We start from the raw sequence: 13286 nt of genomic DNA on the forward strand, positions 1-13286 counted from the left end.
CCTCTTCTCGTGCTCAGCGGCGGACGGCCGCCACGATGGTCTCGACCGCGGGCAGCAGCTGCGTGAACGACTGCCGGTACAGCGCCGCGTCACCGCGGTACGGGTCGACGACGTCGTCGTCCACCGGCCGGTGCGCCATGAGCCCACGACGCGACGCGGCCACCGGTACCAGGGTCCGGATCCGGTCCGCGGTGGTCGCGTTGGCGCCCGGGAGGGTCGCGGGGTCGACGTCCGTGACGAGCCGCGCCAGCTCGCGCAACGTGAACGTGCGCCGCACGGCCGACGGGACCATCTCGACGATCGCGGAGCGGTGGCGACGGGTCAGCGCGAGCACCAGGTCCGCCTGCTGCACCAGCCCGGGAACCAGCTGCCGAGCCTCGAAGCCACGGGGGTCGACACCCTGCGCAGCGACCATCTCGGCCATCTCGTCGGTCATCGGGTGGCCGACGAGGGCGCCCGTCCCGGCGGAGCCGATCTCGATCGCGGGCGTCAGCCCCCCGGCGCCGTCACGCCCCCGGTACGCAGCACCCAGACCGGCAGCCAGCAGTCGCTCGGCGGCCGGCGACCGGCAGATGTTGCCGGTGCAGACGACGAGGACGCGGAACGGCTCGGCCAGGTCGGAGGGGTTCACGGTCTCTATCTTGCGGTCTGCGCGGCTGGTTCCCCGCATCCCATGACCCGATCGGCGCAGCGATTCCACCCTGGGCCCCTCGCGGGGAGTCGGGTGCCTCTGGCCCGAAAGGGCAGGCGCCGAGGGTGTGTCCGGCGGCGAAACGTCGCTATTGTCGGATTCGGACGAGCGGGCCGGGGGGCGGCGCGGACGATCTGGGGGACTGAAGGATGAACAGAAGATCGCGCACCATCGCGACCGTCGTCGTGGCCGCCGCGCTCGCACTCTCACCACTCGCGGCCTCCGCGGCCAGCGCGGTGAACGTCCCCAGTCCGACGGACACCTCCACGGCGACGACCACGCCGACGCCGACGCCGACGGTCACGGAGACCACGACTCCGGCCCCACAGCCGGCGGCCTCCTGCGCGGTCAGTGTGAGCACCACGACCGTCGGCGCCTCGGTGACGCTGAGCTGCACCGGGCTGGTGCCGGGGGCGGTCCACAGCATCACCGTGACGTCGACCGACCCGGCGACGCCCGACTCGGCGATCGCCGTCGCCGGTGAGAAGACCACGTCCAAGACGGCAGGAGCCGACGGGACGGTCACCGGTGTCGTCACCCTGACCGCGGCCGGCACCTACACGATCGTGGTCCGGGACCAGACCAACGCGGCGCTCAGCAGTCTCACCGTCACCGCGGTCGCGCGCGCCACGCCAACCCAGCTCAGCGAGACCGGCGTGGACCCGCTGCCCCTCGCACTCGGCGCGGGGGCCCTCGTCGCCCTGGGCGCCGGGATCGTCGTGCTCGTCCGGCGCCGACAGGTCTCCTGACCATCGACTCCTCTGAGCGTGTCGATCGACCTCTCTCCCGTGGATCCGGCCTTCCCGTAGGCCGATCGGGCCAGGCTGTGCCCCGCCTGACCGGCTGACTCAGGCGGCGCCGGTACCATTCCGACCGCCGACGCCTGCCCGGGCGGCGGTTCGCCAGGGGGAGAGAGACGTCGTGACGCACCCGGGATGGGGAGACGACTGGAACGCGCAGCCGGTCCCCGCGGCGCCCGAGCACCCCGAGACGGTCCGCCGACGACGCACCAGCTACGTCCGCGCGCGCCGCCGTCGGAACCTGCGCCGCGTGCTCGTCGGCTGTGGCGTCGTCGTGCTGATCGTGATCGCCCTCGGCGTCTGGCTGGCCGTCGACGCGAAGCGCGCGTCCGACGCGCTCCAAGCCGCTCGCGGAGACGTGCAGGACCTCCAGGAGCAGGTGCGGGCCGGCGACTCGGCCGCCGCGGACAAGACCCTCGTGCAGCTGCAGGCGCACTCCTCGACCGCCGCCATCGCGACCAGCGGACCCGTCTGGACCCTCGCGGGCAGCGTGCCGTGGGTCGGTCAGAACGTGGACGCCGTGCAGACCGTCGCGCAGGCCGTCGACGACCTCGCCCAGCACGCCCTGCCGTCGCTGATGCAGGCGAGCACCCTGGTGGACCCGGCCGCGCTCGCTCCCGTGGACGGTCGCGTGAACCTCGCGCCGCTCCAGGAGGCGGCACCGGCGATCGTCGCGGCCGACGACGCCGTGCAGATCACCGCGCAGCAGCTCGACGACCTCGACACGTCCTCGTTGCTCGCGTTCGTCGCCGAGCCCGTCGAAACCTTGCGTGACCAGGTCGCCGACGTCGCCGTGACCACCGCGACCGCGTCGCGCGCCGCGCAGCTGGTGCCCGCGATGATGGGCGCCGAGGGGCCGCGCAACTATCTCGTCCTCGTGCAGAACAACGCGGAGCAGCGCGCCACCGGGGGTATCCCGGGCTCGGTCCTGCATCTGCGGGCGGACGGAGGTGCGGTCACGGTGGTCGTCGAACGGTCTGGGGGCTCGCTCAGCGGGTTCGCCGACCCTGTGCTGCCGCTCACCGAGGCTGAGCTCTCACTCTTCGGTCCGCTGCTCGGCACCGACATGCGCGACGTCACGTTCACCCCGGACTTCCCACGCTCTGGTGCTCTGGCCAAGGCGATCTGGGAGCAGGAGGTGGGTGACACGATCGACGGCGTCCTCTCCGTCGACCCGGTCGCGCTCGGGCTCGTGCTCGACGCCACGGGTCCGGTCCCGCTCTCCGACGGGACCACCCTCTCCGGCGACGACGCCGCGCAGCGCCTGCTCAACCAGGTCTACCTCGACCTCGACGACCCCCGGGACCAGGACGCCTTCTTCTCGGACACGTCACGTTCGGTGTTCGCCGCGGTCGTCGGCGGCCAGGGCGACGCGCCCGCGGTGATGGACGCGCTCGCCGAGGCAGCCCGGCAAGGCCGGTTCATGGTCTGGTCCGCCGACGAGGGGGAGCAGGACCTCCTCGCGCCGACCGTCCTCGGCGGGGTGCTGCGCGGTGTCGACGACGACTCGGCCGTGATCGGCGTCTACCTCAACGACGGCACCCAGGCGAAGCTCGGCTACTACCTGGACCTGCTCATCGAGGGCGAGGCGACGGAGTGCCGTCCTGACGGGTCGCAGATCGTCCACGCCGTCGTGACGCTGCAGTACGACGCACCCCCGGATGCCGCCGACCTACCGTCCTATCTCGTCGGTCTGGACAGCATCGTCCCCCTCGGTGAAATTCGGACAAATACCCTGATCTACGCACCCGCGGGGGGCGGAATCGATTCAGTGCGGGTGAATCCTGATCCGCAAGGCCTGCTCGCCCAGATCCACGATGATCTGGGGGTAGGCGGTCGGACATTCACGCTCAAACCCGGCGAAAGCGGCTCCCTGGAGCTGGACATCGTCACCGGAAAGGAACAACGCGGTGACGTGCACATTCGCTCCACGCCGACCGCCCGCCAAAAGGGTGACGCAGTCGTGGGTTCCGCATGCGAGAAGTAGCAGGTACGGTTGCCCCTAGTCACAAGACGCCACTCCTGTAACACGACTGTCCGGGGGGACACCCACATGAAGATCCGTCGCACCGCTCTGGTCGCTGTTGCTGCCGTGTCACTTGCTCTTGTTCCGTCCGCCGCATTTGCCTATGGCGCCGGTGACTACTCGAACCTCGGCACGGTTTCCGACACAACGCCCGCCGTCGGTCAGAGCTTCACCGTGACGGTCACCGGGCCCCCCAACACCCCGGTCGGGCTGACCATCACCAGCAACCCGGCCTCGATCCCGGACTCCGCGATCACCATCGCCGGGACGAAGTCGCTCACCAAGACCACGAACGCTTCGGGCACGGCGGTCTTCACCGTCACGCTGAGCCAGGCCGGCACCTTCACGCTGGTCGCCACCGACGGCGTCTCCGGTGCGGTCCTCAGCTCGCAGGCCGTCACGGTCGCCGGTGCTGCCGGCTCGGGCAACCTGAGCTCGACCGGTTCCAACGCGCTGCCGATCGCCTTGGGCGCTGGCGCGCTGGTCCTCATCGGCGCCGGTGGCGTCGTGATGGCCCGCCGTCGCTCGGCCGACGTCGCGGCCTGAACCGCCTCGCACTGACCGAGAGCCCCGCACCGGATGGTGCGGGGCTCTCGTGCGTCTGGGGATGGTCTGGGCCCCACGGCCGTATACGTGCGGCGCCGTAGCTCGCCTGCACTTGCCTCGCGTCTCCAGACCCGAGCAGCGCGTCACGACGCGCGCGGTCATCGCCTGACGCCGTAGCCCGGCGGCCGGTGTCCACGGTCCTTGTCGCAGGGGCCCCGCTGCGCCCATACCGCGTCGTCTGCGTAGCGACCACGACGGCCGACGGCGCGCGAGCTACCGGGAACGAGAACGGCCCCGGACCGTGAGGTCCGAGGCCGCCGTCGAGGAGCCGATGCAGGTCAGCTGCTCGGTCGCTGGTGCTGCGCAGGCAGGTTCTGCGCCTGCTGGCGCTGGAAGTCGCTCAGCTGCGTGTCGCTGAGGGAGTCTCCGGGCCACAACGTCGTGGGGCCGGTGACCACCGACGGCTCCGACGGCTGCGGAGCACGGGCAGGCGGCGAGCCCTTGCGCTTCCTCCGGCTACCTCGGCCCGAGTCCGCTGCGGTGGCCGGCGTGGGGGAGTAGTCGTAGTACGCGTACTGGTCGCTCTGCTTGCGCTTCTGGCGGTTGACGACGATCCCGAGGATCCGGGCACCGACGGTCTCCAGGGCGCCCACCGACTCCGCCAGCTGGTTGCGATGCAGCTTGTCCGCGCCGACGACCAGCAGCGCGCCACCGGTCAGCTTCGACAGGATCGCCGCGTCGGTGACGGGCAGCAGAGGAGCGGTGTCGATGATGACGACGTCGTACTGCGACACGAGCTTCTCCAGCAGGTTCGCCATCGCCAGCGACCCCAGCAGCTCGCTGGGGTTCGGCGGCACCTGACCGGCGGGCAGGACGTGCAGGTAGCCGTTGCCCCACGGCTGGATGACGTCCTCGACGCTCGCGCGACCGATCAGGACTGTGGTCAGGCCGACCTTGCCCTCGAGCCCCATGTACTTGGCGACGGACGGGCGACGCAGGTCGGCGTCGATCAGCGCGACCCGCGTACCGGCGTCGGCCAGCGTGATCGCCACGTTGATCGACGTCGTCGACTTGCCCTCTCCAGGAAGCGACGACGTGATGACGATGGACTGTGGCCGATCGGCGATGTCGAGGAACTGCAGGTTGGTCCGCAGCCGCCGGAACGCCTCGGACCGCTGGCTGTGCGGGCTGCTCTGGACGATGAGGGGGTGCTGGGGAGCGTCGGGGTCGTCGGGAATGATGCCGATGACCGAGGTGTCGGTGACGCGGGCGACGTCGGCGTCGGAACGGACGCGAGTATCGAGCACCGCCCGGAGAACAGCAACGCCGACGCCGACTGCGAGGCCAAGGAGCAGACCGAGCGCGAGGTTGAGCTTGAGGTTCGGCGATGAAGGGCCTTCCGGCGAGACCGCATCGCGGACGATCGAAATCTTGACAGCCGAGGCGCTGCCGTCGCTGGGGGTCTCGAGATCCGCAATGACGTTCTTGAACTCTTTGGCGATGGCGTCGGCTGTGGCGGCCGCCATCGCCGGGTTCTCGTCGGTCACGGAGACGTCGATCAGCGAGGTGTTGAGCGGGGAGCTCGCGCTCACCCGGGACGCGAGGACCTCTGACCGGTCCTCAAGTCCGAGGTCTTCGATGACGGGCTGAAGCACGAGCGGGCTCGTGACCAGTTGGGTGTACGAGGTGACCTGCTGGCGTGTGAAGTTGGAGCCCTGCAGGAGGTCGCTCGACGACTCTCCGGCCTTGACCGAGACATACAGCTGTGTCGACGCCTGATAGAGGGGAGTGGTCGCGAGCGATACCGCTACTGCAAGTCCGGCGCCGAGCAGCGTGAAGACGGCAATCGAGAGCCACCGCTTCCGCAGAATGACCCAATAGTCCTGAAGCTCCACTGCCCTGATCTCCCCTGCTCGGTTATACGCGGGCGCAAGTCTCTCATAGCCCGTGATCTCGCGGATCTCCGGGTGAAAAACGGCGACGGGTCCGGCTTGCCCCCCCATTAGTCCCGATCCCTCGATTCTCGCCCTCGGCGCGCCGATGTAGGATTGCGGCTACGCGTTTCCTGTGGCTCGCGCAGCAAGGAAACGGACACCGGGGGGTAAATGTGACGAAATCGGACATGCGCGCGCCAGTCGTGGGATTCGTCCCTCAGCAGTTCGCGCGCTCGGCAGACCTGCCAACCGTCGTCACCAACCCTCGCTGGCGTGACTTAGCAATCCGACTCTGGGCGACGGACGCAGCTGCCGTCATGGTCGCGGTCGCGGTCGCATATCTCGTGCGGTTCGACGGGTCCGGCCTCGCAATTGTCTCGGGGGAGTTCGCGCCCTCGTACCTCTCGGTGTCCGCCACGCTCGCCGTGGCGTGGCTCGCTGCCCTCGCAGTCGGACGGACGCGCGACAGGCGCGTGCTCGGTGCAGGGGCTGCGGAGTTCTCCCGCGTGTTCAACGTGACCTGGCGGCTGTTCGCTGCTGTCGCCGTCGTGGCCTACCTGCTCCGGATGGAGATCGGTCGCGGATACCTCGGCTTCGCCGCGCCGCTCGGGCTCGGGCTGATCCTTGCCGGCCGGGCATTCTGGCGGCGCTGGTTGCACGCGAACCGCGACGCGGGCGGATTTCAGTCCGGGATCCTCGTCATCGGTCACCGGGACAAGGCGGCGGGGCTCATCGGAGAGCTGCACAAGAACGCACGAGTGGGCTTCACCGTCCTCGGCGTGTGCGTCCCCACCGGCGAGATCGTCGAGGGTGAGCTCATCGGCGGTGTTCCGGTGCTGGGTGGTATGGACCGTGCTGCTGAGATCGCTGAGCGTGTCGGGGCGTCCGCAGTCGCCGTCACGGGTGCTGATGCGATCACCGCCGACACTGTGCGTCAGCTCGGGTGGGACCTGGAAGGCAAGGGGATCGACCTCGCCCTGACGCTCTCCCTCGTCGATGTCGCCGGACCTCGCGTGCTCATGCAGCCGGTCAGCGGACTTCCCCTGATGTACGTCGACGAGGCGCGTTTCACGGGCGGCAAGTACATCGCCAAGTCGGTGTTCGACTGGGTGATGGCCGCCTTGATCACAGCTGTGCTGCTCCCGGTCCTCGCCATCATCGCGATCCTGGTCCGTGTCACCAGCTCTGGTCCGGCGCTCTACCGCCAGGAGCGCATCGGCAAGGACGGCCGGCGGTTCCGCATTTTCAAGTTCCGGACGATGGCCGTCGGTGCCGACAAGAGGCTCGCCGAGGTCCTGGCCGACCAGGGCATCGAATTCGTCGGCATGTTCTATAAGCCGACGAACGACCCGCGCGTGACGCGAGTCGGGCGCGTCCTACGCAAGTACTCCCTCGACGAGTTGCCCCAGTTGTTCAACGTCTTGGCAGGTGACATGGCCCTCGTCGGGCCGCGTCCGCAGATCGATGCAGAGGTCGCGCAATACGACCGGACCGCGCACCGTCGGCTACGCGTAAAGCCCGGCCTGACGGGCTTGTGGCAAGTGTCCGGTCGGTCGAGCCTAACGCCCGAAGACGGCATCCGGCTCGACGTGAACTACGTGGAGAACTGGACGCTATTCGGGGACCTGGTCATTCTGGCTCGAACCTTGAGAGTCGTAACTCGTGGCGTGGGCGCCAGGTGACCCGAGGAACGTCGAGTGCGGACCTCCGCACTTTTCGTCGGTCGTCACTTAGGGCTCCGGCTTCGGTACTTGGCAGTTCTGCGGCCCTCGGGGCAGCCCCGCGTCTGAGCGCGATGCTCGCGGGCGTCGTCGTCGCCTGTCTGAGTCTGGGCAGCGTCGTCTCGCAGCCATCGGAGAGTAGCCTCGCCCCTGTCGCTTGGGCCCACCTCGCATTCGCTGTCCTGCTGATTCAAACGCTCTTTACCGTCTTGGCGGGGCGGACTGCCCTGGCGCGCTCTCGGTATATGCGATGGGTGATCGTTGCGTGCGCGCTCCTCCTTCCGCCCGTCCTATGGGCGACCGACTTGGCGGCGGGAGGTTTGGCATACTTCAACTTTGCTTCGGGAGTCGTCCTCGGAGTGACGGTCGGCCTTGTGTGGCGTGCACTCCCCGGCAACCGAATCAACGCGATCGACGTTGGCCTTGTCGTATTCGTCGTGTGGTCCGCGGTCCAGCTGATGAGGACTACTTCAGCCGGAGGCAGCCACGAGGCCCATCAGCTCGCTGAAACCTCCTGGGGGCGCTCGAACTACGTCGGTGGCGTTCTCGCCGTGGCGGCGTTTGTCCTCATAGCCCGCTCGTCGCAGATCGAACGCGGCAGGTGGGTGCTGTGGCTCGGGTCGGCAACGGCCGTCCTGGCCAGTGTGGAGACACAGTCGCGTGGAGCACTGATCGCGTTGTCAGTCGGCGCACTGGCCGTCGTGTGGAACATGGGGGAGCGACCTGCTACCAGGGCCGTAGTCCGACTGGTTGCTGTCGGTCTCCCATTTGTCGCTGCTCGTGCTTTCGCCGACTTGAACGAAGCCAGGACGATTGCGAGCACAAATGCCGTGATCAATGTGGACACGCGCGTTGAACTTTGGCGTGCAGCAGTTCAACAGTTCGTCTCCTCGCCGCTGACCGGCACAGGGTGGGCATCTTTGCGCAGTGTCCCAGTGGGAGTTCACTCCGAATCGCAGACGTTCGCTCACAACGCGATCGTCTCCTTCCCCCAAATTGGTGGATTGCTCTTCGGGGTACCATTGTTGATTATCCTCGCAGGGTTGACCTGGCGGGCGCTGCGGTACGGGAATGCTGCATTTCGTGCGCCAGTTCTCGCCGCTATTGCTATTAGTATGACCGATCCGTTCCTTGAGGGCATGGTGGGCGGTGCACTTGTTTGGATGGTGTTCTGCCTCGCCATACCGGTTGGCGAAGTTGAACTCCGCGGTCCTCGAACTGTTCGCCCAGGAGGAGCGCAAGTCGACGCCACATGGCACACCGGTACGGAGAGGAACTAGAGCATGAAGGTTGTAGTCACTGGAGCGGCCGGCTTCATCGGGCACACGCTCACCATCGCGTTGTCCTCTAGGGCGGATGTGACGGAAATTGTCGCAATAGATGCTCTGACTTCCTATTACGACAGAGGGCTCAAACTTGCGAATAGAGTCCGAGCGTCCCACCCGAAAGTGACCGTTATCGAAGGCGATCTGAATGAGATCGATCTCTCGACCTATCTCAAGGGTGCCTCTGCTGTCTTTCATCTTGCCGCACAGCCCGGAGTCCGGTCTTCTTGGGGCGAGGGCTTTGAGGAGTACGTGTTGTCGAACGTCCTGGCTACACAGCGTTTGCTGGAAGCGGCGCTGGCGGCCGGTACCGTAGAGCGTTTCGTCTACGCCTCTTCGTCGTCCGTGTACGGCGACAGTGCGACGTACCCGAACTTTGAGGATTCTCCGACGAGGCCAAAGAGTCCGTACGGCGTGACCAAGCTTGCTGCCGAGCACTTGGTCACCATGTACGGATCATCGTACGGGTTGCCGACCATTTCACTGCGCTTCTTCACGGTGTATGGGCCTGGTCAGCGTCCGGATATGGCATTCAACCGTTTCATCGACCGTGGCCTCCGCGGTGCCCCGATCGAGCTATATGGCGACGGCGAGCAGATACGCGAATTTACTCACGTCGACGACATTGTGAGCGCTATTATGTGCTCCTGGACTGAGTCGCCCGAACCGGGTTCTGTCGTAAACGTCTCTGGTGGGACGTCGGTGAGCGTAAACGAGACGCTCCAGGCTATTGAGCGCGCCATTGGTGCAAGGTTGGTGATCCGGCAATTGCCGCCTCAAAGAGGCGACGTGATGCGCACCGGCGGATCTACTGACCTAGCATCCCGAGTGCTTGGCTGGTCTCCCCTGGTTTCGATGGAGGATGGACTCCGCAGCCAGGTGGAGTGGCAGCGCGCGGAATTCCGTCGAGTCGAGGGCGGCGCTGATGACTAATCAGCATTCGCCGCCCACTGGCGCAGGGTATGCGACCACGGATTTCATGCCTATGGACGTCGATCGCGCAGGACGGTTCGGCAGTTCATGGTCCGGGCCGCGATCGGTTGTCTTCGTGGTAAATGTCGATCGTGCGTTCCTGTCGCACCGGGCGTCGTGGGCGGCAGCTTACGCAGGTGCGGGGGCGCGGGTTACTGTTCTTGCACAGGACACCGGTTATGCGCGGGCCATTCGCGAGCTCGGATTTGGCTTCGTCGCCCTGCCCGGAACACGCGAGGTCAGCGGAGTGACGGCGCAGATCGCTGCCGCGGCACAGATCCTCCGACATCTACTTAAGATTCGACCGCAACTCGTTGTTCTGTCGGCGACGGCTGCGTACGTGCTCGGCTGGCCCGCAGCAGCTTTCCTGCCCTCCACGCGGTTCGTTCGGGTCGTAGCTGGAGCCGGCCGCGCGATGTCAGAGCCCCGGTCAGTGGCCGGCAAGGTGCTCCGTCTTCAGATCCGCGTCGGAGGATGGCTTCGGAACGTATGGACCCTCTTCCAGATCGAGCCAGATCTCGAACTGTTCTGCAGGTCCGGTTTGGCCACCCGCTCTCGGTCGCGACTCATCCGCGGAACCGGGATCGACGTGGAGGTGTGGCAGCCCACGGGCATCACCCAGACCACGCCAGTCCGTGTGGTGTTCGCGTCGAGGCTGTTCCGGGAGAAGGGTGTCGACACGTTCGTCGAGATCGCTCGTCGGGCGGGGTCGAGCGACGCGGAGTTCCTGATGTACGGCGGCCTGGACTCCGGTGTCACATCGAACGTGTCAATGGAGGAGGTCGTCGGCTGGGAGTCGGAGGGACTTCTGATGTACCGAGGCGAGAGCAGCGACATGCGCTCGGTGCTTGCCGATACGGACATCCTCGTGTTTCCTACCCGCCACCCGGAGGGGACGCCACGCATCCTGATTGAAGCGGCCGCCATGGGTGTTCCAGTGATTGCGGCGGACCAGGCAGGGTGTCGTGCTGTGCTCGGCGATGCGGGAGTTCTGGTCGCTGCCGATGATGTAGAAGGTTTCGTATCAGCGGTTGAACTATTGGTGGGCGACCCCACGGAACGGGCCAGGCTCGGGTCACTCGGGCGAGCGCGCATCGTCGACGGATTCTCGCTCGAACACGTCCTCGAGGAGCTCTTCCGTATGACCCGTTGTGTGCCGACTGATAGGTGACGAAACCGTGCCGAGTGTTCTTGCAGTAGTGCCTACGATCTTGCGCTCCCAGTCGCGCTCTGCCTATCAGATCGTCGACGCCCTCATGCGTCGGGATGTTGTTGTGCGTGTCGTCGCCAACTCCCGCAGCGCCCTGGATGCTCTCGACGCCCTCGGGGTCCGTGCGCTGACGGCAGGCCGCAACCAGGGGTTTGGTGCGGCAATCAACCAGGCTGCCCGAAACGTCGAGCATTGGGACTGGCTGCTGGTGCTCAATGACGACGTGGTGGTTGAGCCGGCGGCACTGGACGAGATCATGGCTGGCCTCGCGAACGAGCAAGCATCGATCGTGTACGTCGGTGGCGAACCGACTCGGCGCCTCCCCGATCGCCGTTCTGCTTTCCTCCAGACCGCGATGCTCTCGAAGGTCGTCGCACGGCGGACGGCACCCAGGGTGGGTGAGGGCACGTACTCGTCCTTCAGCGCTGTACTCATCGCGCGGCGGGCATGGGACGCCGTCGATGGGTTCGACGAACGGATGCCCTTCAGTTACGAAGACGCTGACTTCGTCCGGCGAGCGGTCGCGGCTGGCAACGGTCACGCGCGCGTCGCGAGTACCGCATTCCGACACACGCAATCGGTCTCAACCGGCCGCCACGTCGACACCGTATTGCCGGTGTCCGTCGCATCAGCACGCGTGTACCTCGACACCTGGTGCGGGCATCCGTGGCTGAACACACTTGTGCTAATGGGCGGTCTCGTAGCCCGCTGCCTTGCTGCACCAGTGTCCAAAGCTCCGTTTCGGCGCCACCTCGTCGGCATCAGGCGATCGTTCGGCGCTGCCCTGCGCCCGGCGTTGTTCGTCGACCGCCTGCCGGACTACGAGAGGGTTGGCTTATGAGACTCGACATCGTTGCCGGTGGGCTTGCCCGTCCGAACACGGGCATAGGAATCGTCCAGCGCAATCTCTTTCGCAGACTCGTCGATGATGGTGATCGTATGGTGCTCACCGCGGAGCGAGACCACGAGCGCGGCGGCATCGTTGCCGCATCCCTCGGCCTAGCCCGAGGATGGCGGCCTCCGAAGACTCGTGGGCACGCCTATCTCGCGGCAATCCCTCCTCTTCCGTTCCTTTTGCGAGGGCCCGTAGTTGCGCTGGTATACGACCTGAGGTGGCTTGAGACTCGAGGGCGGTTGGGACGGGCCTACCGAGCATGGGACCTGCGACGGACGGTGCGGCGTGCCGACGTTCTCCTCTGCATCAGCGATCACACGCGGCGTGGCCTGGAGGAGTTCTCTCCGACCTCAGCCCGTAAGGCACGCACCGTTCACCTGGGGCCCGGGATCGCTGATCCCGGGATTGATCAACCCCGCACACCTGGTGCAACTCTGCTTGTCGGCGGCGCTCCGCATAAGGAGAACGAGCGGGCAGCCCGACTTCTTGCGCGAGCGCGCCCGGAATGGTGCACCAGCATCATCGGCGTCAACGTCTCCGACGAGGTCCGGGCCACGTGCGAGCAAGCATTCGGAGCGAGCCGGTGCGATTGGCGGGTCCGGCTGTCCGACGAACGTATGGCGCGCGTATATCGCGAGGCGGAATACTTCGTCTTTCTCGGGACGAACGAGGGATTCGGAATGCCCTACATCGAAGCTGCCGTCTCCGGCGCGACCGTCGTGGCAGTTGATCAGCCGTTGACCCAGGAGCTTCTCGGTCGTGCGGCGCACCTATTACCGCGGGTCGACGACGACGTTTTGGTCGAGCAACTCCGCCCGCGTCCGAGCGTTGATGCAAGCGCGACCAGAGACGTTGCGGACAGATACTCCTGGGATCGGTTCGCCACAGAGGTGCGGAAGGCTCTGCTCGAGGTGGCCAGCGCCGAAGAGGTTGATAGTCGTGCATCGTCGTTCTGATCGTTCGACCAGTCGGGTCGAGCTAACCGCTCCACATGTTGCCCGCGAACCCGCCAACATTTCCAGGAGGGGAGCACCGTGAGAACGATTCTTCTCGACGTCTACCAGGACCAGGTGGCTGCGAGCGTCGATGCACCCGTCTCGCTTCCGAAGGCTGCGATCCGCGGACTCGTCGCGGTGCGTCACTCGGCGACGACCCTCTTTCGCGTG

11 protein-coding genes are annotated in these 13286 nt (G+C 66.6%); 9 read left to right on the forward strand and 2 right to left on the reverse strand.

Translation table 11 applies throughout. The features are described from left to right. Positions 1 to 13 precede the first annotated feature (13 nt). Positions 14 to 631, reverse strand: a complete 618-nt coding sequence (locus tag ASF78_RS12870) for a low molecular weight phosphatase family protein (protein WP_235518560.1) — start codon at positions 629 to 631, stop codon at positions 14 to 16. A gap of 209 nt (positions 632 to 840) precedes the next feature. Between ASF78_RS12870 and ASF78_RS22400 the strand changes: the two genes are divergently transcribed. The 3 genes from ASF78_RS22400 (at position 841) to ASF78_RS12890 (ending at position 4063) form a co-directional block, all read left to right on the forward strand. Beyond that, positions 841 to 1440 carry a hypothetical protein gene (locus tag ASF78_RS22400; RefSeq protein WP_156374155.1) on the forward strand — a complete coding sequence of 200 codons (600 nt, stop codon included), beginning with the start codon at positions 841 to 843 and terminating at the stop codon, positions 1438 to 1440. 172 nt (positions 1441 to 1612) lie between these two features. Next, positions 1613 to 3478: a DUF4012 domain-containing protein gene (locus tag ASF78_RS12885; protein WP_056589817.1), complete on the forward strand. Its 1866-nt coding sequence runs from the start codon at positions 1613 to 1615 to the stop codon at positions 3476 to 3478. Positions 3479 to 3544: 66 nt separating this feature from the next. Beyond that, positions 3545 to 4063, forward strand: coding sequence for a peptidase (locus ASF78_RS12890; protein ID WP_082495027.1), 519 nt, complete (start codon positions 3545 to 3547; stop codon positions 4061 to 4063). 338 nt (positions 4064 to 4401) lie between these two features. Here ASF78_RS12890 and ASF78_RS12895 read toward each other — a convergent pair whose 3' ends face one another. After that, on the reverse strand, positions 4402 to 6066 hold the full coding sequence (locus ASF78_RS12895) for a polysaccharide biosynthesis tyrosine autokinase (RefSeq protein ID WP_235518561.1): 1665 nt from the start codon (positions 6064 to 6066) through the stop codon (positions 4402 to 4404). Between the two features lie 119 nt (positions 6067 to 6185). On the opposite strand from ASF78_RS12895, the gene ASF78_RS12900 reads away from it, so the two are divergent. The 6 genes from ASF78_RS12900 (at position 6186) to ASF78_RS22010 (ending at position 13076) form a co-directional block, all read left to right on the forward strand. Then, complete coding sequence (locus ASF78_RS12900; protein WP_082495029.1) at positions 6186 to 7679, forward strand: sugar transferase; 1494 nt, start codon at positions 6186 to 6188, stop codon at positions 7677 to 7679. Between the two features lie 284 nt (positions 7680 to 7963). Beyond that, positions 7964 to 8998 (forward strand): O-antigen ligase, encoded by a 1035-nt coding sequence (locus ASF78_RS22405; protein ID WP_156374156.1) that lies wholly within the window; start codon positions 7964 to 7966, stop codon positions 8996 to 8998. A 3-nt stretch (positions 8999 to 9001) separates the two neighbouring features. Beyond that, positions 9002 to 9976: an NAD-dependent epimerase/dehydratase family protein gene (locus ASF78_RS12905; RefSeq protein WP_056589826.1), complete on the forward strand. Its 975-nt coding sequence runs from the start codon at positions 9002 to 9004 to the stop codon at positions 9974 to 9976. A gap of 286 nt (positions 9977 to 10262) precedes the next feature. Further along, positions 10263 to 11186 carry a glycosyltransferase gene (locus tag ASF78_RS22005; protein WP_369816331.1) on the forward strand — a complete coding sequence of 308 codons (924 nt, stop codon included), beginning with the start codon at positions 10263 to 10265 and terminating at the stop codon, positions 11184 to 11186. Positions 11187 to 11226: 40 nt separating this feature from the next. After that, the gene (locus ASF78_RS12915) at positions 11227 to 12066 is read left to right on the forward strand and encodes a glycosyltransferase family 2 protein (RefSeq protein WP_162243358.1); all 840 of its coding nucleotides are present in this window, start codon (positions 11227 to 11229) and stop codon (positions 12064 to 12066) included. Next, on the forward strand, positions 12063 to 13076 hold the full coding sequence (locus ASF78_RS22010) for a glycosyltransferase (RefSeq protein WP_082495032.1): 1014 nt from the start codon (positions 12063 to 12065) through the stop codon (positions 13074 to 13076). Before ASF78_RS12915 ends, ASF78_RS22010 begins: the two co-directional genes overlap by 4 nt. The last annotated feature ends 210 nt before the right edge of the window (positions 13077 to 13286 follow it).

This window comes from Cellulomonas sp. Leaf334 (assembly GCF_001424195.1).
GTDB lineage: Bacteria > Actinomycetota > Actinomycetes > Actinomycetales > Cellulomonadaceae > Cellulomonas.

Excerpts from the sequence above, each read along its gene's own strand:
- ASF78_RS22400 (WP_156374155.1), top strand. The coding sequence starts at position 841 with ATGAACAGAAGATCGCGCACCATCGCGACCGTCGTCGTGGCCGCCGCG.
- ASF78_RS12890 (WP_082495027.1), top strand. The coding sequence starts at position 3,545 with ATGAAGATCCGTCGCACCGCTCTGGTCGCTGTTGCTGCCGTGTCACTT.
- ASF78_RS12895 (WP_235518561.1), bottom strand. The coding sequence starts at position 6,066 with ATGGGGGGGCAAGCCGGACCCGTCGCCGTTTTTCACCCGGAGATCCGC.
- ASF78_RS12900 (WP_082495029.1), top strand. The coding sequence starts at position 6,186 with ATGCGCGCGCCAGTCGTGGGATTCGTCCCTCAGCAGTTCGCGCGCTCG.
- ASF78_RS22405 (WP_156374156.1), top strand. The coding sequence starts at position 7,964 with ATGCGATGGGTGATCGTTGCGTGCGCGCTCCTCCTTCCGCCCGTCCTA.
- ASF78_RS12905 (WP_056589826.1), top strand. The coding sequence starts at position 9,002 with ATGAAGGTTGTAGTCACTGGAGCGGCCGGCTTCATCGGGCACACGCTC.
- ASF78_RS22010 (WP_082495032.1), top strand. The coding sequence starts at position 12,063 with ATGAGACTCGACATCGTTGCCGGTGGGCTTGCCCGTCCGAACACGGGC.